17 protein-coding genes and 1 pseudogene are annotated in these 20,279 nt (G+C 39.7%); 11 read left to right on the forward strand and 7 right to left on the reverse strand.

Annotated features, from left to right (window positions below; translation table 11 throughout):
- Positions 1-9: 9 nt before the first annotated feature.
- The gene (locus tag F8C82_RS07775; protein WP_151693025.1) at positions 10-2,016 is read left to right on the forward strand and encodes an ArdC family protein; all 2,007 of its coding nucleotides are present in this window, start codon (positions 10-12) and stop codon (positions 2,014-2,016) included.
- A gap of 50 nt (positions 2,017-2,066) precedes the next feature.
- Positions 2,067-4,298, forward strand: coding sequence for a KAP family P-loop NTPase fold protein (locus F8C82_RS07780; RefSeq protein ID WP_151693026.1), 2,232 nt, complete (start codon positions 2,067-2,069; stop codon positions 4,296-4,298).
- 1 nt (position 4,299) lies between these two features.
- Here the strand turns inward: F8C82_RS07780 and F8C82_RS07785 are convergent, their stop codons facing one another.
- From F8C82_RS07785 to F8C82_RS07795, 3 genes are all read right to left on the reverse strand, one after another.
- The gene (locus F8C82_RS07785) at positions 4,300-4,569 is read right to left on the reverse strand and encodes a helix-turn-helix domain-containing protein (protein WP_151693027.1); all 270 of its coding nucleotides are present in this window, start codon (positions 4,567-4,569) and stop codon (positions 4,300-4,302) included.
- 74 nt (positions 4,570-4,643) lie between these two features.
- Entirely contained in the window at positions 4,644-5,426 is a 783-nt protein-coding gene (locus F8C82_RS07790) for an RteC domain-containing protein (RefSeq protein ID WP_151693028.1), read from the reverse strand.
- A 119-nt stretch (positions 5,427-5,545) separates the two neighbouring features.
- Positions 5,546-6,262: a hypothetical protein gene (locus F8C82_RS07795; protein WP_151693029.1), complete on the reverse strand. Its 717-nt coding sequence runs from the start codon at positions 6,260-6,262 to the stop codon at positions 5,546-5,548.
- Positions 6,263-6,964: 702 nt separating this feature from the next.
- Between F8C82_RS07795 and F8C82_RS07800 the strand changes: the two genes are divergently transcribed.
- The 4 genes from F8C82_RS07800 to F8C82_RS07815 are packed head-to-tail and all read left to right on the forward strand — an operon-like array spanning position 6,965 to position 10,833.
- On the forward strand, positions 6,965-7,549 hold the full coding sequence (locus tag F8C82_RS07800) for a Cap15 family cyclic dinucleotide receptor domain-containing protein (RefSeq protein WP_170266191.1): 585 nt from the start codon (positions 6,965-6,967) through the stop codon (positions 7,547-7,549).
- Positions 7,550-7,551: 2 nt separating this feature from the next.
- Entirely contained in the window at positions 7,552-8,637 is a 1,086-nt protein-coding gene (locus tag F8C82_RS07805) for a cyclic GMP-AMP synthase DncV-like nucleotidyltransferase (protein ID WP_151693031.1), read from the forward strand.
- The gene (locus F8C82_RS07810; RefSeq protein WP_151693032.1) at positions 8,637-10,379 is read left to right on the forward strand and encodes an E2/UBC family protein; all 1,743 of its coding nucleotides are present in this window, start codon (positions 8,637-8,639) and stop codon (positions 10,377-10,379) included. Before F8C82_RS07805 ends, F8C82_RS07810 begins: the two co-directional genes overlap by 1 nt.
- Complete coding sequence (locus F8C82_RS07815) at positions 10,372-10,833, forward strand: Mov34/MPN/PAD-1 family protein (RefSeq protein WP_151693033.1); 462 nt, start codon at positions 10,372-10,374, stop codon at positions 10,831-10,833. Before F8C82_RS07810 ends, F8C82_RS07815 begins: the two co-directional genes overlap by 8 nt.
- A gap of 13 nt (positions 10,834-10,846) precedes the next feature.
- On the opposite strand, the gene F8C82_RS07820 is transcribed toward F8C82_RS07815, so the two are convergent.
- From F8C82_RS07820 to F8C82_RS07830, 4 genes are read right to left on the reverse strand one after another with little or no spacing between them, the layout of a single operon-like run.
- Positions 10,847-12,598, reverse strand: coding sequence for an AlwI family type II restriction endonuclease (locus tag F8C82_RS07820; RefSeq protein WP_151693034.1), 1,752 nt, complete (start codon positions 12,596-12,598; stop codon positions 10,847-10,849).
- A 10-nt stretch (positions 12,599-12,608) separates the two neighbouring features.
- Positions 12,609-13,661 carry a DNA adenine methylase gene (locus tag F8C82_RS14890; RefSeq protein WP_223279516.1) on the reverse strand — a complete coding sequence of 351 codons (1,053 nt, stop codon included), beginning with the start codon at positions 13,659-13,661 and terminating at the stop codon, positions 12,609-12,611.
- The gene (locus tag F8C82_RS14895; RefSeq protein WP_223279518.1) at positions 13,654-14,523 is read right to left on the reverse strand and encodes a DNA adenine methylase; all 870 of its coding nucleotides are present in this window, start codon (positions 14,521-14,523) and stop codon (positions 13,654-13,656) included. Before F8C82_RS14895 ends, F8C82_RS14890 begins: the two co-directional genes overlap by 8 nt.
- Complete coding sequence (locus tag F8C82_RS07830) at positions 14,516-14,818, reverse strand: helix-turn-helix domain-containing protein (protein WP_151693035.1); 303 nt, start codon at positions 14,816-14,818, stop codon at positions 14,516-14,518. Before F8C82_RS07830 ends, F8C82_RS14895 begins: the two co-directional genes overlap by 8 nt.
- A gap of 1,181 nt (positions 14,819-15,999) precedes the next feature.
- On the opposite strand from F8C82_RS07830, the pseudogene F8C82_RS07835 reads away from it, so the two are divergent.
- The 5 genes and pseudogenes from F8C82_RS07835 to F8C82_RS07855 all read left to right on the forward strand — a co-directional run.
- A pseudogene (locus F8C82_RS07835) lies at positions 16,000-16,241 on the forward strand (tyrosine-type recombinase/integrase); the annotation flags it as partial.
- A gap of 134 nt (positions 16,242-16,375) precedes the next feature.
- Positions 16,376-17,359 (forward strand): hypothetical protein, encoded by a 984-nt coding sequence (locus F8C82_RS07840; protein WP_151693037.1) that lies wholly within the window; start codon positions 16,376-16,378, stop codon positions 17,357-17,359.
- A gap of 3 nt (positions 17,360-17,362) precedes the next feature.
- A complete protein-coding gene (locus tag F8C82_RS07845; protein ID WP_151693038.1) occupies positions 17,363-18,088 on the forward strand; it encodes an HNH endonuclease in 726 nt (241 codons plus the stop codon).
- Positions 18,089-18,540: 452 nt separating this feature from the next.
- A complete protein-coding gene (locus tag F8C82_RS07850; RefSeq protein ID WP_151693039.1) occupies positions 18,541-19,635 on the forward strand; it encodes a PIN domain-containing protein in 1,095 nt (364 codons plus the stop codon).
- Positions 19,636-19,647: 12 nt separating this feature from the next.
- Entirely contained in the window at positions 19,648-20,235 is a 588-nt protein-coding gene (locus F8C82_RS07855; RefSeq protein ID WP_151693040.1) for a hypothetical protein, read from the forward strand.
- Positions 20,236-20,279: the final 44 nt, after the last annotated feature.

Genomic DNA, 20,279 nt, shown 5'->3' on the forward strand with positions numbered 1-20,279 from the left:
ACTTCCACAATGTCAGTTACCGGTGTTTTCAATGCCCTTCATGGTGAAACCGTTCAGAGAGCTTATCTCCATAGCCTTTTAAAAAGTGCCTGGAATAGTAAGGATCCAATGGCCATAGATGTAGCCGTTCGCTTGGATCAATTGCTCAAAGCACATCCAAAGGCCAAAGACTTCACCTTGCGTATTGAAAACCCGGTATTGGAAGGATTGTATGGTTTACAGAGCGATGCTCCTATTGATGAGGAAGAGATAGGTCTAGGCAAAACCATCAAGCCCGAAGACATCTACCAAAAGGTGACTGATCTCGTTCTGGAGGCTATCGATAAGTATGGCGACCTCCCTTGGCGACAAGGTTGGAAATCCATTGACACCTATGGGTTATCTGCGACCAACTTTATCAGCAAGAAACCCTATCGAGGTATCAATTCTGTACTACTCAACTTCATTCTTCCAGCCCTTAGAAAGCGAAACTGGGAGAATCCGTACTTCCTAACCTTTAAGCAGATTCAAGAGAAAGGAGGAAAACTGAAGAAGGGTTCCAAAGGGTACTTAGTGGTGTACTTCTCCATCCTTCACAAATACAAGGGAAAGAAAATCTCTGAGCGCGAATATTGGGAGAAACGAAAGGAATGTGACAGTGCTCCTAATCAAGGAACTGAAGAGTGGTTTGAAAAATGTAGAGATCTCGAGCGCATCCCTTTCCTGAAGTACTACAAAGTCTTTAACGGAGATGACATCGAAGGCATCGACTTCGAACTGCAAAAAGTGGAGCCAAAGAACGATGCTCAAAAGATTGAGACAGCCGAGGCCATAATCAAGGCCTACTCGAAAGGTCCTCAGATTAGCCACGGCGGAGATCGAGCTTTTTACTCTCCTGCTCAGGATAGAATCCAGATGCCTCCGCAAGCAGCTTTCGACAAACCTCAAGAGTATTATTCAACGCTCTTCCACGAGTGTATTCACTCAACAGGTCATCACACTCGTCTTGAACGAAACATGACCGGCAAGTTCGGTACAAAAGAGTATGCCTTTGAAGAGCTCATAGCAGAAATGGGAGCCAACTACCTTAATGCAGAAGCAGGCATTCTTTACTACACCATGAAGAACAGTGCTTCCTATCTAAAAGGCTGGAGTAAGAAGCTTAAGGATGAGATGTCCAAAGACAATCGATTCTTCTTTAGAGCATGTAGCTCAGCACAAGAAGCCGCTGACTTCATCCTCGACCGAAACAAGGATGGTGTTCCGGCGTACCTTAAGAAGATGACAAAGAAGGTCAAAGAGGAACAACTCGAACTTGCGCTCTCTGGCCCGAAGTCTAACCTGGTTCAAAAAACAATCGATAATACGAAACAGGTCAAAGAATCTATTTCCTTGATAAAAGAGCTCTCAGGCGAGTTGAAAGATCTCTTTGTTTCAGCAGATCGGGCTGACAAGATTGAACGTCCAGATACATTCAGATTGCCTGGTAAGATTGGAGAGTTCATGCAAGACCTTCAACGCTACAAACTGGCCATTCTTCTAAAAGGAGATCCTCATGCTGGTAAAAGTGAATTTCTCAAACAGCTCATTGATGGATTCCTGGAAATGAATTGGACTTGCGCCCTCTTTGATCTGGAGCAAGGCGGTATGGCCAGCAAGGACACAGAAGCTTCCATCCGCCGGAATATCAAAACGAAGAACCTCTCCCGTCTATTTGTAACGGGAGAGGCTCCAAATGGATTTGAAACTGTCAAAGAGGCGGCCAAGGCTTTTGATGTTGTGGCGATCGATTCCTGGCAGAAGTTAGACATTCCGAATCATCGATTTGATGAACTTCGAAATGAGTATCCAAACACCATTTTCATCGTCATCTTCCAGCAGAATGGTGAAGGTGGTACTCGCGGAGGAGTTACAGCAGATTATGATGCTCCAGTAGCCATTAAGGTGCATCGAGTTGATGCTGATTTCAAGAATAACTATGCGGAGATGTTGAAGAATAGAGGAAATAAAGTAGGAATTCAATACGGCCTTCATTAGAGCTCAAGGTATCTGGTGAGATTCTTATCTTTTCACGAAATCTCTCGATAATGAACGATTACTCACCCGATACTTCAATTCAGGATGCTGAAGAAGATCTTTTTCAACGTCATGAATTTGCCAAAAGAATTTGCACCAGTATTTCCAGAAATCAGGGAACCGAATGTATAACGTTCGGCCTCTATGGCACTTGGGGAACAGGGAAGAGTTCAATCCTTCAACTCATAAGAAATGAGTTGAACACAAACCATGAGAATACCCACGTACTCGACTACAACCCTTGGCAGATTGGCGATCAAAACAGCTTAATGCTTCAATTTTTCTCAATTATTGCGAATGAGATTGAAGTATTGGAATCAGATAGTGAGAAAGCAGAAAAGGAGCCTGAGAAAGTCGAAACAAGAATCTCGAAAGCCAGGAACAAGTGGAACAATTTCTTTAAGAGAAGCTCTCAATTAGAGTCTCAATCCGAAGCAAACATTAGACAACTGAAGAAGTATACAGCTCCTTTTTTAGGAGTTTTGAATAGTTCGCTTTCAGATAAGATATTCGATGTGTTTGGCGAATCTCCTAATCTTGAACAAATAAAAGACCGGCTACAGAAATTGCTCCAGAAACTCGATAAGCGACTGGTTATAATTATAGATGACATAGATAGACTTGATAAAGACGAAATTCACATTTTGTTGAAGCTTGTGAAGCAAAGTATCTCGTTAGATCGCATTACTTACTTACTCTCGTTTGATAAGCAAGTCGTTGCGGATGCTATTCGTGAAAAATACGGCAGTGAAGAATACTCGGGCGAGAGCTTCTTAGAAAAGATAATTCAAGTTCCGTTAGAGTTGCCTACTCTGACCAAGTCACAATTGAGGGCCTTTACAAAAGCTAAACTGGAAAAAGCGATTACCGATCTTGACTTGGAGCAAGAATGGAGCCAATTTCGAGTTCGTAGCGATGTGTTTTGGGAGGCCGTTTTCACTGGAAATACCACTCCTAGGTCTATTCTTAGATTCGTGAATAGCCTTAGGTTTCATCTTCCGATGGTCAAGGACCATGTTTATATCTCAGATTTCATTTTACTCCAGACGTTGCATTTTTTTCACCCCAATTATTATCAATTCATTATAAACCACAGCTTTTTCTTCAACGAAAGTTGGAGTAATCATGGCGGAAAAGATGAAGGCAAAATTTTACTTTACAGGAAGGAGACGGAAATTCTAGCAAAGTCCCATAATGGCCAGGAGCATGAAAATGCACTTAAGATTATCCATTCGTTGTTCCCAGACACTAGACACCATCAATCTCCCTTAAATGAAGAACTATACTCAAGAGCTAGCTCGATGAGAATAAGTTCGCCTCGGCATTTTGACCGCTATTTCACATATCAGGTTGATGAATCTGACATCTCAGAGTATGAAGTAGCTAATCTCACGAACAACATCGAATCAATTGGTGACGATGATTTTATTAGTACGTTAAAAGGATATCTAGAGAAGACTGACACATTTAGTGTACTTCTTAAATTCAGGTCCTTTGAAAAGAATATTACTGAACAGAAAGCGATTGTCCTGATCAAAAAACTGTATCGGGCTTCAGAGCTCTTTGAAAGTAAAGATCACTATTTCATAGATTCTCCAGAAGATCAGTTATCTCGTTTCATCATGCGACTAATGGCGATTATCGACGTAGATAAACGTGAGAAACTGTTTAGTGAACTGTTCAGGAATTCCACTTCTTTGAAATTTACTCTGGCTCATTATATTGACTTATTCATTAAAGCGAAAAAGAAAGAACAAGACTCACCTTACTCTTACAACTTTCTAGTGAGCCAATTCGATAACCTGAGGAAGAAAGCCGGACTAGATCGAACCGACGCCATCCTAGAATTACCGAAAGCTTCATTAGAAAAAATTAGATTTCTACTCGGTGCATGGTCTGAATGCAACAGGAGTGATTTCAATGAATTCATCAAATCTTTCTTGCAAAAAGAGGGAAACAGCCTAATACTTTTGAGTCATCTAGTGCCAACCATTTTTAGTACAAAAGCGCCGCACCAATTCAAAGGAGATTTGACCAAAGAAGTCTTTCTATGGATTCAAAGCACCCTGGATATCCGACTATTCTGGAGCCAAATCAGGAAAGATTCTTTAGCTGAAAATTTCAAGATCGAGGTTGTCAAGTTCCTCAATACTGAAACAGATGATTCAAAGGATCAAGATTTGCAGAATATGATCAACCAGTTTGTCTATTGGTATGATTCACTAGTGGAGCATATTGACTGACTTAACTAGAGGTGTTTAGGAATTCTTCGATATCGGACAGTTTGAAATAGTTCTTATTCTTCACCCTTGAACATTTCAACTTCCCCTCACTCACATATTGAGTCAAGGTCCTCCTACTTACCTTCAATATCTTCATCACATCATAGGTATCCACCCATTCAGCTTGCATGCGTGAAACTGGGTTTCTCAATTCCTCCAAGCCCTCTTCTATAGAGTCTAGTTTCTTGAGTAGACGTTGAAACGCTTCCTTTTCGATTGTGATAACTTCCATTGCTTTGTGTTTTTAGGTTTACACCGCAAGATTATCCCGGTTGAAAAGGCGGAACTATGGACTCTATATAGACTCTAGTCAGATTTATGCAAATCCGAGTTGGGATCCATCATTTCATCGAACTTCTGCACCAATCTGCTCAGAAACTTCGCATTTCCGAGTTTTCGATACTTCATCTGATGTAGACTCTTCTCCGCATTATGAAGGGCCACACCAAAGACCGATGAAAAGAATTCCCAAAGCTGTTTTCTAGAAACATCCTCTCCAAAAAGTCTAAGCTCATGAAGAGCAGCTATCAGTTCGATAAGCTCGGATTGCTTCCCTTTCCAGTTGAGTAAAGATGAATCATTCAAGCCAGAATACTGACCATCTGGCGGCATCACGGAAACGTATGGCCACTTGGTATCCTTGATAGATTTGACACAAGACTTCACCAAACGGAGCGCTTCGCGTTGAGCATCAATGAACCTCAAAATTCCAGCCAGTAAACCTCTTGGTCTGGTGGCAATTTTCGATGTTGATTTAATATCTACCCTTGCCAAGAGTAAATCTTCGTTCCTAGGATTCAATAAGATTTGAATCTCACCAATAAGACCTTTGATATAGCGAAGCGTATTCTTCGCTTTTTTCACGCCAGAATCGAGCACATCCGAGAGAGCTGCCTTAAACTGAGAGTACAAGTTCAACAGGTGCTGAAAGTACTCCGAGAGAGAGTCGAATCCATTAAATGAAACGCCTCGAGTATCGGCCTCAAACAACTGGTAAACTCCAGAATCTAACGAGTCTCTATCTTCCACAAAAGAGACTTCTGACCGACGCAGCTCCTCGAATATTGCATTCAAGTTGCTGTTCTCCATTAGATGTTTCTTCAGTAGTTTTTCTTAGGTGAGGCGAATTTCCTACTGAAATAGTTTTGAGGAAAGTGTTTTAACGGAGGTTTAACTACAGTCAAGCATGGATACACTATTTCGTCATTTCAGTAAATTATCTCACTGCGAATTTTCTTGATCTCAGCGAGTGCTTCCTGGGCATAATTGAATTCGAAGCACCATTTGTCGCACTGCTTTCTTTTAGCAGGTTCAAGGTATCTATCGAAGTAGTAAATGCTCTTCATCATTGCGTGAGACCCCCTGAAAATATCGATAAACTCGACTAGCTTATCCTTCTCATATTCACGCATCAGGTCATCTATATGTTGTAGGATTTTCTCTTTTGGTGAATGATTGTAAGGCTGACTTTCTATGTTTTCTAGGTTCTCGGGGAGCTTGAATCTTGGACGCTTCTTTTTTCCTTGTTTCAACTCCCGCAAGTATTTCTGAAACTTCTCCTGGTCTACCTCCAGTTTCATGTAGGTTTCCAAATTGATTTTCCGTGTCTTGAGCTCCTTGTTCAGTGCTACCAAGTCTTTCCGGTTAAAGAAGTACTGCTTTCCTCGCTTGAAATAATTGGTGAACCCAAACTTTTCAATGATAAACTTCCCAGGTCTGTAACCAGCTGATCGAATCACCTTTGAAATGTCAGACTCTGAAATCCATTCGCCTCTTTCTGTCTGAAGCTTCCGAAATTCTGATGCCGCCTTTTTAATAGCCTCCCTAGAGAATTGCGCACGTTTGGGTAGATCTTGCGTGCCTACCACTTTGGCCAATAAAGAGCGTAGCTTCTTGAGTTCTGCATAAACTTTATCTTCCTCCATACCAGTAGTTTTTACCTTGCCAACTCAGATGTATAGCTACCTAGGGCGGACTATTATGGGTATGAACTTGATGAAAAGGTGAACTAACTATATTGTTCACTCATATGGCTTGGCCTAAATAGACACACCTAAAGCACAGGAAAAGAAAACTTTTGATGGTAATGGTGGCTAAAAGTTTTCAATCGTTATCAACACGTCTTTCCTAGCCCTAGAAATCTTGCAATATTTGTAAAAGGAAAGGATCCCATCTGACTCATGGGAGACTCTTTTTGTATTTACCGCCCAAAAGAGCGGTGCGATTTTATCAGGCAAAGCCTGCGTTTGAAAGTTTTGGCGAATGTAACGCATGAATGTAACATGAGCAATCTCTTCTTCTGAAATTTCTAAATCTTTTCGGTTACAACCCTACTCCGTGACAAGTGGGATAATTCATTAATACCTAAGAGATTAAGCAATGGCAACGAATGGAAAAAGCGGTGATAACCGGAGACATGGAGCTGTAAGAAAGCGATCACAAACACAAACAGGTTCCGGTAACTGGGTAAAGCGAGATGCTGAGACCGGGAGGTTTATGGACGTCAAACAAGATAGTAAACCTTTTAAAGGAGTTAGAAAAGAGAAATAACTCTCTTACTGCAAGTTTAACCAGCCCTTCTAATGATAAATTTTCGTTACTACAAAACGCGCCCTTTCATAGCCTTCGTGATATTCACAGCATGGCTTGTAGGCTGGCTTGTCGACTGGGGAATTTCTTTTTTAGAACAAAACTCAGTGTCAGCCACGCCTCCGGCGACTACAGCATTATTACTAGTTATTCTTGGTTTGTACGATCGGTTTTTATGGAAGTTGCCACTCTTCCAATATATGGTAGATGTACCTAACATGAATGGACGATACAAGGGGAACCTCAATTACACTTTTAATGGCAAGCCCGGTTCACCTGAATGTACTATTGAGATTGTTCAAACAGCAAGCAAAATAAAAATTTGCACGTATACAAAAAATCACTTGGGAACAGTAACCGAATCCACTAGTGTTGCCGAGAGTATAGTAAAGGACGAGAGCGATTTCTATTCAATATACTTCTTCTATCAGAATGGTGGTACAAAAGAAAGTAATCAGCTTGATTCTCACGAAGGGGCGAATTTTTTAAAATTTATTCCAGCTAACAATCGTCATAACAGGCTCGCTAAGCTGAAGGGTCATTATTTCACCAATCGCCAAACACAGACGAAAGGTGAAATTGAAGCTGAATTTGAAGGTAATGAACTAAAACGTGAATTTTAACCATGGCAAACTGTAACCCTATATTCAAAGAGTTCAACCGAGAGATCCGCTTGGATGATGACAGAAGAGTCCTTTTAAGGGAGAAGCGTAATGAATTGAGAAAGCGAATTGAAGGCGGGTATGGCGTGGTTCAGGAGCATCAGTACGTAGTTGAGGAGATAGAATTTCAAAGCCAAGGTTCATATGTGATGGATACCATAATCAATCCCAGCCGAAAGGAAGATGAATACGATCTTGATGATGGAATATACTTTTTAGGAACGCACGACAGACATGATCGTCCAACTCCTGCGGATTTTCATGAATTTATCATTGCAGCCATTGAGAAAGGCCAATCGCCCAACACAATCGAAGAGATTGTGGATAAGGATACGTGTGTAAGAGTAAAGTACAAAGGCCAAAACGGTGATTTTAATTATCACGTGGATCTTCCAATTTACTACGCTATTGATGTCCGGGAGCCAGATCTAGCGGATAAAAAAGAAGGTTGGCACATAAGCAGCCCTGTTGAATTTATAGTGTGGTTTGAGGAAAAAATTCAGTCCGGCTTCAAATCTGAGTTCATTCTTGAAAGTCGCTTGTATTCTGATGAGTACGACAAGTGGTTGAATGATGTGAGAAAAAAAGATCATCAATTGAGGAGAATAGTCAGGTACCTTAAGGCTTGGGGAGATCATTGCCGAGGTGAGATGCCTCCAGGAGTCGTGATGACTATTTTGGCGGCATCTGACAATAACTACTCGGTAAATGAGCGGGATGATGTTGCGTTAAGAGACACATTGGTCAATATCAAAGACTGGCTGATTAGCAATGGTTTCAGGTGTCCTAGGCCAACAACACCAGCCGGAGAGGATTTATTTAAAAGCTATTCACCTGAGCGTAAGGCTTCATTTAAACAAGAGCTTGATAGGTTTATTGAGAGTGCCAACCAAGCCTTGGCGACACCTAATCAAAAAGACGCCTGCCCCAAATGGCGAAAACACTTGGGCGATCGATTTCCATGTCATTTAGCAAAGGATTATGTTGAAGGTGCTAAAACTTATGATGCGCCCGCTGTAATTGGAAGCAACAATTCACGCAGTGCTTAATGAATTTCACGGAAGCACTGGAAAAGTCTCTGGCTCGGTTGAGGGAAATAGAGCAGGTTCACGTACTCAGTTCCTCCGAAAAACAATATGCAGGGTTTAGTACTGAGGATGCCGTGTTGAAGGTAGAAACGGAGATTTGCGACCGAAACTTTGACCCTTTACCCATAAGGCTCTATCTCAAATTTTCAGAAGACTTTCCCTTATCTATTCCAACTGCCTATGCCGGTAAGAAGACTTATGAAGCCATAAAATACATTCCCCATTTAGACACAAACCAACTGATTTGCACCTTCGACAATAAGTCCTATGCAAACTCTGAGCGTCCTGCTGAAATGGCAGTAGAGGTGCTCAGTAGAGCTAAACGAATTATTGAAGATGGAATTCAAAATGAGAATTTCTCTGACTTTGAAGAGGAGTTTGAAGCCTATTGGGCAAATCAATATTCAACAAAAGACTCAGTTCTCAGGGTTCTGACGCTGTTCCAAGCCCGCTTAGACAGCGACTTCAAAGTAATTGAACTAGAAGATTTCCTTTTGGCCGGACGAAAAGTAGTTCTCCACGATAATAATTCTTCAGCTCTGGAATTAAAGAGCTTTTTGCACGAGCGCAATTTGAAATTTAAAGAGTTTGATGGAATGTGCATTGGTAGTCTCCAGTGTCTTAAGGAACCTCCCTTTAACATGACCAATAGAGAGGTGCTGAAATTGCTCGAGAAAGAGAAACCTGAAGAGGTTCAGAAGTATGAAGGATTCATAAACCGGAATGCGGAAAGTTCTTATGTGTTATTTGAGAAAACCATAAATCAAGAACATAAGTACTTTGGCTGGAGGCATACAAATACCGATGTAAGGTTAAAAGGTTCCTTAAGGCATGTCACCAAACCTTTCCAGTCAATAATGACAGTACAGGCAAATAAAACTGTAATGCGCCTGTGGCCGGAATCCTATGCACTGAAAAGGTTGCAAAACCGAACCGCAGGAATTGAGGGAGCATTGAGTCCTCGCTATGCCTTCATTGGCTTGGGTAGTATTGGATCACACCTTTTACCTTATCTAAATGACAAGCACAGCGTGGAGTTCAGGTTGATAGATCCTGATATTTTAGCACTTGAAAATATCGGACGACATCTTTTGGGTGCAAAATATGTGGGACACCCGAAAGTTGAGGCTCTGAGGCATCACCTAAAGGATCTTGCTCCAGTGCAACCCATTACTATAAGACAATCCTCTGTATTTAAGGTCGTTCAGGATGATCCAAAGTATCTCAATGAGGCGGATATGATCGTAGTAGCAATAGGAGAACCTACTATTGAAGGCTGGTTAGTCGAGAAACTTGCAGAAGGGAAAATTACAAAACCAATGTTGTTTCTTTGGGTTGAGCCGTTCCTCCTTGGAGGCCATCTCATATACCTACCCCCAGAAGATGTTAAATACTCAAACCTTTTTGACGAGGAAGGTTCTTTTATTGGTAACGTCATAAATAAAAAGGGCTATACAAGTCCTGTGATATCAAAACAAGAGGCTGGATGTCAAGCTTTATACACGCCATACTCAGTGCATGATATCCACTGGTTCTTAGGCTGTATGTTAACAAAAATTTCCGATCTTATTAAGAATCCAAGTTCAGAAATGGTAAGCTACACCTTCGTTGGAAATAAGCAAATCGCAAATGCCGAAAGAATTGAATTATCTGATCATGTACGTGGCATTCCTGCCGGAACAGTAATAGAAAACCATGGTTGAGGTTGAACTAAGCAAAAAACGAATAGTACTGAGCGATCGGCTTTTGGAAATTCTGGAACGGTATAAACAAATAGGAAAGAAAGACAATGAGGCTGGTGGTATCCTTCTCGGGCAAGTCTCAGAGGACGGTATCTTCATCCTTAAAGCTTCCGCACCCTGTAGTGCAGATCAGGCTTCAAGAACAGGGTTCGTCAGAAGCAAAAAGAAGGCCCAGTATATCATAGATTATGAACATGTAAGCAGTGGAGGGCAAACCATATATCTCGGAGAATGGCACACGCACTCTGAGCCATACCCATGTCCATCTCAGGTTGATTTGCGTATGATAACCGATCAATATGATAAAAATCGTCTTAATGAAAACTTTGTCATTCTTTTAATAAAAGGCACTAAAGGGATTTATATTGGCCTAAAAAGCAATGGAAAAATTAAAGGTATGTTGATAAATGAGTAAATCAAACAAAGCCTTATTGAGATACTATCCTATTGCTCCAAACACTTACTTCATTTGATATGTACGTTTTCCATTGGGGTGCCCTAACATTTCTATAAACTAAACATCTTTCGATAAGATTCTTGAAGTCCCCATTTGAATATTTAACAGCAGAAAGGACCTCCATAGCATTGATGAAGTCAGTAAGATTCATGGGAACAATGTTTACAAACTCTTCGTCATCTTGCTTATACCATACACCAATCCGGAATGTCTCTGCAACGTTATTATCAACTGTTGGTGCAATGAACAAACAATAAACATCCTTATCAGGAAATTGCTCCTTGTACTGCACGGTGTGTCTTCTAACGGGTTCGCTCTCTACAGCCATTTGTCTATGTGAAGTTGTAAGTGTCACTTCAACAACAAGAACATAGGTTTCAAACTCAAATAATAAATCAGCGCCACCACCTGGTGCTGTATTTCTCGGGTGGAAATCCTGATCTACGGGAAAACGTCTTGTTTGGTAAGCAGGGGAAACAAGGTCATCAATAGCTAGGAAACTTCTCCATACTGCCCATTCCAAATAAGCAGGTCGATCGTCTATTTCAGGACCATCAGGAATATTCTCACCATTTAATACCCTCAAATAATTTATAATGTCTCGGATTGCTTCCGGCTGTTGTTGCTCGTTAGCAAAGTCTTCTTCACGTTCCCAATTGTTGTATTCAATAAGTTGAAACCTTATAGCCTGAATTTCATCTATAGTGCTTGTTCCGTTTATTGCATTGGCCTTCGCTAATAAAGCATTACCGCGATCTCTAATTCCTGCTTTTAGAATATCGATCTCCTGCAAGGCAAATTCTCTGTTGTCTGTTGGCAGAGAGTATGTGTTTTTGTAAAATGATTCTAAATAGGCTTGAGAATTAGCCTCAAACAAAAATGAAGGTTCGGACTCTAAAAGACGATTAACAAAACCTTGCTTGTTTGGTCGAATAACTATAGTTCGACCTATGCGAGTAAATAGGCCAGAAAGTGAAAAATACCTAAATGTAGTGTCTGAATAATCGCTCACTACGGAATTTGGGTTAATGCCAATGTCTTCACCTAACGCTTCTTTATACCTATTCTTTAACTCTCGGGTTTGCTTAGCACTTGTACAGGCTGCAAGCTCTTGTCTATATTTAAGAACTTGGTTTACAATTTCCTGCGGAAGTTCATCTGTATGGTCTTGGAATTTTTGAAGGAATAACCCTGTTTCAAACTTGTCCAAGCCTTCATGACTACCAGCACTTAATAAATTAAGTACTTGAAGTAATAGAATAAAAGGCTTCATTTTGCCTTCAGGAAAACTACCTTCCAAGCTATTTGGAAGCTCATAGCAAACAAATTGCCTAGTATAAATCTCCTCAATCTCTGGGACGGTTGTCGCTTCAATTAGCTTTTGACCGGCTGGAGTTAGTTCATAACCTGTAGAGATAGCAGGTAACCCAATGCGAGTGAAAAGTTCAGATGTTGTTAACCTGTCCTCGCCTATACGATACCTTTCATAGCTTACAAATCCCAATTGATAAAAGGCAGCTCTCCATTTTCTTCCATTCCAATCAGAAGCAACCCCATCAAACTCTAAGACTTCTCTTTCTTTTAGCTTTGAATGTAATCTAGCTTCCCTTTCTGAACCTTTGGCATTTCCTGAAAACCCTTCATCAACAAATACCCTGAGTGCATTTTCAATTCTTTTTGGATTCCTTACCGTGGTGTTTCCAATATTCCAAACGTTAGGCATATTCAGATTGTTAACTTGCGATAAATAAATACTCCTTAACTCTATTAGCGCTGTTACCGATTTTGTGGTTTTGGTTGCCAAATGAGTATACGTGATCAATTTCGTGAACTACTACATTCTTTTTGTAAGTTGAGAGAAGTGCTACTAATTCTTCTTTGGTTGGCTGTGAATTAGAACTATAAGATATAGCTATTATTGACTCTCTGTAGTTCTTGATTAGCTTTTCAAAAGCATCATAAGCTTCTTGTTTTTTAGAGAATGGGGAGTAGTAACTTTTAAATTTTTTAGTTTTTGTATGATTTTGAATCTCAACACCTTTCCAATTACGCACTAGTCCTTCCACAAAATGGTATCTCCTTACATAGTCATTATCCGAGTTTTGAGTAAAATAAGGAGGATCGAGATAAATCAAGTCAGCCTCTACTTTTTGCACTTCCGTTTTTTCATTGTAAGCATGACTGGATTGCTCATTATCAAAAACGGCATTGTTAAAGATTTCAACGTTTAGAAGAAAGTGTTCTTTTAAGGATAATTTCATGTCCTGCCGACCATCATCATACCTGTGGCCAACAAACGTAAAAATCCCTCTTGCTCTCTTTTTCATGCAAGATCTGGATAGCGCAGAAAGGGCAATGGCCTTTTTGTATTCTGAACTCAACAACTCCACGTTAGCCCTTACCTGATCAAGGAACTCATTATCAATATCATCAAAGTAAAGGCCTTTAAATTGTGTAGAAATGAAGTTTTGTGTCGTGGGGTTCTTTAATAAAATCTCTAAATCTGATTCTGTTAATATTTCCTTTGAATTCTCAATAATAGCTTTTGACATCACATAGCTTAAAGCCATAAAGTCATTGGAAATAACTTTTTTACCATGAGATTTAAAGAAGTAGCCTACCACATTACTTCCCGAAAAGGCATCATAAATTGAATTGAACTCATAGTCCAGCAATAGACCACCAATGGCTTCAATGATCTTATTCTTGCTCCCCATATACCTTGTCCCTGGGAAAAGTTTGAATTGTTCATTAATGAGTTCTATTTCTGTTCTCTTTTCAACCATGAGAGCCTAGTACAATTATGTCCTTACCTTTTCTAGTTTTTGCGTTTGAGCTAATCATTCTCCTAGTCTCAATGATTTTAATTTCATAATTTGAATAAAGATCAAGTATTACTTCATGATCAGAGTTGGTTAGTAATACATGACAACCTAAAGAAACGAGTCTATCAAACTCTTCTTTGAGTTTAATCTGATCTTCATGATAAAAGAACTCTTTGGTGTACCTTTTAAAGTCAGAGTGTTTGCCTACTGGGTAGTAAGGTGGGTCAAGGAAAATAAAATCATTTGGCTCAGCGTGTTCTTGCAGAATAGATAAATAATCACCTAACTCTATTCTTGCATTTTGAAGAAACTCACTCGAGTTTCTCAAAGACTCTTCATTAAGAAAATTATTGTTGCCTTTACCATAAGGTACATTGAACTGTCCCTTTTTATTTACTCTGTATAATCCATTAAAGCATGTCTTATTAAGATAAATCAACCTGGCTGCACGAAAACTATCTGCAAGTTCCGTTGGGTTTTGGGCACGAATCTTATAATAGAAATCTTCATTGTGCTGGAAATTCCTTAGGTGGTCAATTACAGAATCTACATCATGTTTTAGTTGAAGATACGTGTTAATTAGTTCTTCATTAGAGTCTGCAATTAATGAGCGCTCTGCGTTCAGGCTAAAGTACATAGCACCACCCCCGATAAATGGCTCTATGTATTTATTGAAATTTTTTGGAGCATATTGGTGTAAGTGAGATAGTAACTGAGTTTTACCACCTGCCCATTTGAGAAACGGTTTTATACCTACGTCGTTGGGAAAAAAGCCAAGTGGCTCTTCGACTAACGTTTCTATGTTTTGATAATCCCTATACATGCTTTACGTTTTTTGAGGACTTTAAAGTACTCTTGGCTACTTTCAAAGCTCCTTCTGCAATATCCTCATCTTTAACAATGTCATAGACCCTTTCAGCTAGCCATATGGTGAGTAGTTCATTAACGTCTGCATTAAGCAATTCAGCTAATAAAATGACTTGTTCACGTTTAGCACGCCTTTCGCCCCGTTCTATTTTACTAAACATCGGAGTGTCTATTTCAAGACTGGCGGCTAGTTGCCGTTGCAAAAGTTCTTTACTCTCACGCAGCTCTTTTATTCGTTCACCAAATTGCATGACCTGTTAAATTATGACTTGTCAATATTTGACCAATATAAGTATTCATTCTATATTTAACACGTTGCAATCTGAGAACTTCTGAGCGAGAAGCCCTCTGCACTGAGAAGTTTTCAAATCGTAACCCTTCTGAGAAGCAAGGCTCTGAAATACTGATTTTCAGGACGATATACGAGAGGTTCAGTTCCCTCCCTCTCCGCACTTAATTAAACCCTGACGCGCAAGCGCTCAGGGTTTTTTAATACACATAACTGAGTCCAAGCGACTGAAGGGAGTTTGAGCGAAAGTTTGTGTGTTAAAAAACGAGACGCTGAGGAACGAAGCGGCGTGGTTTAATTAAGTGCAGGACTTCTTCTCTAGGATGCCGCAAGCTGACGATAGGAAGCGCAGCGGAATCCCGACAGAAATTATCCAATCAAGACTAAACAGTATCCAAGCGACCGCAGCAAATTTGAGTGAAGGTTTGTGCATTAAAAAACTAGGATGCGACGCAGGAGCAGCCGTGGTTTTCAAGTTTTGTAGGGCTCCCTCCCAGGGATCACGAACGAAGCGAAGTGGAGTGAGTAATCCCTTGGGGACAGAGAAACGAGGACAGGAGACAGCCGAATCCAAGCGACTGAAGGGAGATTGAGGAAAGGTTTGTGCATTAAAAAACTAGGATGCGACGCAGGAGCAGCCGTGGTTTTCAAGTTTTGTAGGCTCCCTCCAAGGGATCACGAACGAAGCGAAGTGGAGTGAGTAATCCCTTGGGGACAGAGAAACGAGGACAGGAGACATCCGTATCCAAGCGACCGAAGGGAGTTTGAGCGAAAGTTTGTGTGTTAAAAAACGAGACGCTGAGGAACGAAGCGGCGTGGTTTAATTAAGTGCAGGACTTCTTCTCTAGGATGCCGCAAGCTGACGATAGGAAGCGCAGCGGAATCCCGACAGAAATTATCCAATCAAGACTAAACAGTATCCAAGCGACCGCAGCAAATTTGAGTGAAGGTTTGGGCATTAAAAAACTAGGATGCGACGCAGGAGTAGCCGTGGTTTTCAAGTTTTGTAAGGCTCCCTCCCAAGGATCACGACTGAAGCAAAGCGAAAGGAGTAATCCCGACCGAGAGTCTAGCTCTGCTTTGAAAGGAAAGGGATGAGAAGCAAAATATCCTGTGTAGCCTCCTACTCTCGATTTTCAGAGAAAAAAACTCAATGCCTACCTCAAAGAGATTATGGGATTAAAAAGCAAATCACTTTTCATGTAGCACGACACACGTTTGCTACTACAGTAACTCTACAAAACGGGGTATCAATTGAGTCGGTAAGCAGGATGCTCGGACATACCAATTTGAAGACCACTCAGCACTATGCTAGGATAGTAGATCAGAAGATTGCAGATGATATGCGGCAGCTGACCATGTCAGGGAAGTTTCAATTAGCGTGAAGAAGGGCCGAGAGGCCCTTTTCTTTTTTTAGATTTAACCTGATTCTTGATCTCTCAAACCTATTCATATCAAAGTCATTTCAGATATTAAGGAACACAAACCTGAACATATCAAGGAGTTAGCTACCATCTACATGAAATACCAAATTGAAGATCTACAAATGAAAAATGACTCCCAAGAGGAGCAATTCAGAACTAGGGCCATATTTGAAGATTTATTTAAAATGGCCAAGGAAGGAAAACCTATCTCCGCACATGAGAGAAACTATGTTTATTCTTGCCTAAAGATTTCATTAGTACACACTGAAGATCCCGATACGCTTGATTTTCTTAATGATGCTAAGTTCAAATCCTACTACTTAAGTTACTTTCATGATATAACAGGGGGTTCTAAGTATTATAAACCTCATAAAACAGAAGTAGTACAAATTTCGCCAGAAGAGGCTCGTAAAGACTTGGCATATTTAATCAGAGAAGCTGACAAATGGTATGAAGTAATTCAGAAAACCAACCATTCAAACCAATTATTGCAGCAGTGCTCAAAACAATGCAGAGAAGACATCCAAAGTCTTGATGATCTTCCAGAAATAAAGAATGACCTTTTTGCAAAAGGTAGATTTTACTACAGATATAAAAAATGGGCGATTCTATTACAATCTAAACACCTCTTTCACATCGCGGAAGAAATATTAGAAAAGAGCGGTTCTAGTTTTGTCAACTTTACTCTATGTAACCAAGATATTGAAATGAATGAATACTCAATTATTCATATCCTAAATAGACATTATTCGAAAATCACTAAGCAATACGAAACGGGAAAATCATATCATAATGAAGACTTTTACCCAAGACAGCTTGACTTAAAAATTCAAGAAGTATTCGATCAATATTCTACGGTTTGTAATGACGTAAAAAGTATAGATTGGATTACATTCGAATTAAATGAAGTCTATTATTCAATTTGGACAGGCACAAAGACTAAACAAGTAAAAGGAACTGGTAATGTCACTTATCGCAGACTAAATACTTTTTATCCCGTCACAAAAGATTCAGAATTGAATAAAATAAAAGAACGTGAAAAAATTGTTATCAGTCCTACTTTAAACCTTTACATCTAATCTATGAGAAATCCCAAATGGCATAGAGATGAAATAATTCTAGCCCTTGACTTGTATTTTAGAACCGAACCAGGTCAAATCCATGCCAGAAATCCTGAAGTAATTGAGCTTTCTGAAATTTTAAATAAACTTCCAATTCATGAGGAACGACCTGACCAAGTTAAGTTTAGAAACCCAAATGGTGTTGGACTAAAACTGAGCAATTTTCTCGCAATTGATCCGGACTATAACGGAAAAGGAATGGAATCCTATAGTAAGTTGGATAAAGAAGTTTTTGAAGAATTTTTAAACGATAAAGATGAGCTGCATGCAATAGCATTAAAAATCAAACAGACCTCTATTAATTCAAAACTTGGAATCAAACTATACAAGATTGAAGATGATGAAGATGAAGAATCTTTCAAAGTCAAAGAAGGCAAAGTCATTTATAAACTTCACAAACACATTGAGCGTAACCCGAAAATCAATAAAAAGAAAAAAGAAAGTTATCTAAAGAAACATGGAAAGCTCGACTGCGAAGTTTGCGGTTTTGACTTTTATGAAAAATATGGTGAACTAGGAATGGGGTTTATGGAGTGCCATCATCGAAGACCACTTCATGAAATAAAGGAAGAAACCGAAACATCTCTAAAGGACTTGGCTTTAGTCTGTGCTAATTGCCACCGAATGTTGCATAGAGTTTTAGATACTCTCTCGGTTGAAGAATTAAAAAATAAAATAAAGCGGTAGCTAACAATGTATAAACCCCATGCTTCGCACAGATGTTTATACGAGACGTTAGGCAACAGCAAGTAATCTAAGCCAGGCATTTCGCCGGGCTTTTGTGTTTTTTAGGGAGGTCATTGTCTTCACCAAAGGTTTGGGCTTTCAATAAGCGCCACCACTGTTTGGATATTTGGGAACCATGGTACCTCGTAGGGAAAACGCAGCGTTCGTGGGTTTGGGTTTTTAGGATCAGTCCGGTGGGCGCTTTCTAAAGCCGTTGCCTAACAATGGCTATAAAACAAACGGCCACATGGCTTCGGTACAGTACTCTTTTTGCCGCCGCTTTCGTATCTTCAAGCGTATTTAAACTCAAGCTGCGGCTATTTCAACTCTGCTCTCTCCAACCATGTGTTCTTAGTGGCAGTCCGTTTTCATAGCCTGGGCGTTGGCGGTAATTTAAAACTAGAAGAACGACATTGATATATCTTGCTCTCGATACGAATATTTGGCTCTACTTAGCCAATGGACTAGACCCTATTTCAAACAAGGATCACGGTAACCTTCATTTCGAGTTAATTGACAGACTACGCGATTTTGTTCAGCGAGCAGAAATTACAATTCTCGTTAATGAGGTAATTATATCGGAGTGGGAGAGAAATAAGGAACATGCTAAACATCGAATAGAGAAACTTAAACGGAAAGCAGAAAATCCCAAACAGGCTTTTGCCGAAATAAAAAGGTATGTCTCCAGGAACGTTGATGAAATTGAAAAAGAATTTATTGCTGGGCTAGTGAGGGACATTGAGCTAAATGAAGAACACATAGTTAAAGTGGAAACGTTCTTAAAGGAGGAATGTCAAATTATTCCAGTCAGAGATGAACTAAAAATTAAGGTTTTCAACCTCTCAATTTCTGGAAAAGCCCCTTTCCACAATAAAAAGAACAATATCGCAGATGCTTCAATTTTGTTTTCAATAGTCAATTATTTGGAAGGACTCACATATTCCGGAGACAACCAAGTAATCTTCGTCTCAAATAATACCGAGGACTTTACAGACGGAAAGAATAAGGATGAGTTTCATCCCGACATCCAAAAGGAACTAGGAAATAAAAACATACAATATCAAAGAGTACTCCCATCTGCCTTAGAATTGAGCGAAACAATTCTTCTCCAAATTGAAGAACATAGAAAGCATGAAGCATGGTTGGAATCCGTTTCTTTTAGCTGCATCTCCAACCTTTGTGTTCATTCGGAGAGTTTCACTCCATGGGGATATCTAGATAAAGAATTAGAAGTAAAGTACGAATCAAATGAAACTATTGACCCAGACCAATTAGACTTATTTCCAGAATTGCCAAGGCAACCAAAAGAAAGCAAGAAAATAGGAATTAGTGAATGTGTCATTTGTTCCACAACTCATCTTCTTTGCCCCGATTGTGATGAATTGATTAGTGTTGAGGATGAAACGGAAAAGCTTTCTTGTCCAGAGTGCCAAACACAAATACAAATTATTCACGATCAAGACCCGTTTTTACTAGTTTACGATTTGAAGGAAGATTTAATCGCATAATTAAAATTAAGAATGAGAATTCATCAACATGATTCAATTAGAATTAGAAAGGTTTGTAACCATGAGGCAGGTCACTATATTCTTGCTCGTGAAATGAAGTTTAAAACTCATGGAATTTCAGCTAAATTTAATTTTCCTCAAGGACATTCTGGTTCATCTGGATGTGAGCCATGGACACCTTCTATTAATTCAACCGAAGATATTGAAAACTATCTGGAACGAAGGGTTCAAGTCCTTTATGCAGGGGTGATTGCAGAAGCAATGGATATCGAAGGTAATTATGATTCAGACTATGCACTCAATGAATGGAGAAATGGAGGTGGAAAAGACGACTATTCTAAATTTCGTGAACTAATTCACGTTTTAAGAAATATCAGGCATCCTGATACAAATGATGAACAGGAAGTTCAAAAACAATTAGACAATATTGACAATGAATTAATTCAAAAAACCGGAAAAATTGTACACGAAAGGATAGCCTTAATCCACGGGGTTGGTGACACGCTATTTAGGAAAATTCAAGAGTATAATATTGAGTATGAATTGCCCGAGGATGAGATAAATCAAATTCAAATGATCAAAAAACTGTACAGTAAATAAAAACTACCGCCAACAAAATCTATAAGCAATAGCGCCCTGCGGGA

The sequence above is a fragment of the Phaeocystidibacter marisrubri genome (genome assembly GCF_008933165.1).
Classification (GTDB): domain Bacteria; phylum Bacteroidota; class Bacteroidia; order Flavobacteriales; family Schleiferiaceae; genus Phaeocystidibacter; species Phaeocystidibacter marisrubri.

Coding starts and splice junctions, on each gene's coding strand:
- F8C82_RS07775 (WP_151693025.1), top strand. CDS start 10: ATGTCAGTTACCGGTGTTTTCAATGCCCTTCATGGTGAAACCGTTCAG.
- F8C82_RS07780 (WP_151693026.1), top strand. CDS start 2,067: ATGAACGATTACTCACCCGATACTTCAATTCAGGATGCTGAAGAAGAT.
- F8C82_RS07785 (WP_151693027.1), bottom strand. CDS start 4,569: ATGGAAGTTATCACAATCGAAAAGGAAGCGTTTCAACGTCTACTCAAG.
- F8C82_RS07790 (WP_151693028.1), bottom strand. CDS start 5,426: ATGGAGAACAGCAACTTGAATGCAATATTCGAGGAGCTGCGTCGGTCA.
- F8C82_RS07795 (WP_151693029.1), bottom strand. CDS start 6,262: ATGGAGGAAGATAAAGTTTATGCAGAACTCAAGAAGCTACGCTCTTTA.
- F8C82_RS07805 (WP_151693031.1), top strand. CDS start 7,552: ATGGCAAACTGTAACCCTATATTCAAAGAGTTCAACCGAGAGATCCGC.
- F8C82_RS07810 (WP_151693032.1), top strand. CDS start 8,637: ATGAATTTCACGGAAGCACTGGAAAAGTCTCTGGCTCGGTTGAGGGAA.
- F8C82_RS07815 (WP_151693033.1), top strand. CDS start 10,372: ATGGTTGAGGTTGAACTAAGCAAAAAACGAATAGTACTGAGCGATCGG.
- F8C82_RS07820 (WP_151693034.1), bottom strand. CDS start 12,598: ATGCCTAACGTTTGGAATATTGGAAACACCACGGTAAGGAATCCAAAA.
- F8C82_RS14890 (WP_223279516.1), bottom strand. CDS start 13,661: ATGGTTGAAAAGAGAACAGAAATAGAACTCATTAATGAACAATTCAAA.
- F8C82_RS14895 (WP_223279518.1), bottom strand. CDS start 14,523: ATGTATAGGGATTATCAAAACATAGAAACGTTAGTCGAAGAGCCACTT.
- F8C82_RS07830 (WP_151693035.1), bottom strand. CDS start 14,818: ATGCAATTTGGTGAACGAATAAAAGAGCTGCGTGAGAGTAAAGAACTT.
- F8C82_RS07840 (WP_151693037.1), top strand. CDS start 16,376: ATGAAATACCAAATTGAAGATCTACAAATGAAAAATGACTCCCAAGAG.
- F8C82_RS07845 (WP_151693038.1), top strand. CDS start 17,363: ATGAGAAATCCCAAATGGCATAGAGATGAAATAATTCTAGCCCTTGAC.
- F8C82_RS07855 (WP_151693040.1), top strand. CDS start 19,648: ATGAGAATTCATCAACATGATTCAATTAGAATTAGAAAGGTTTGTAAC.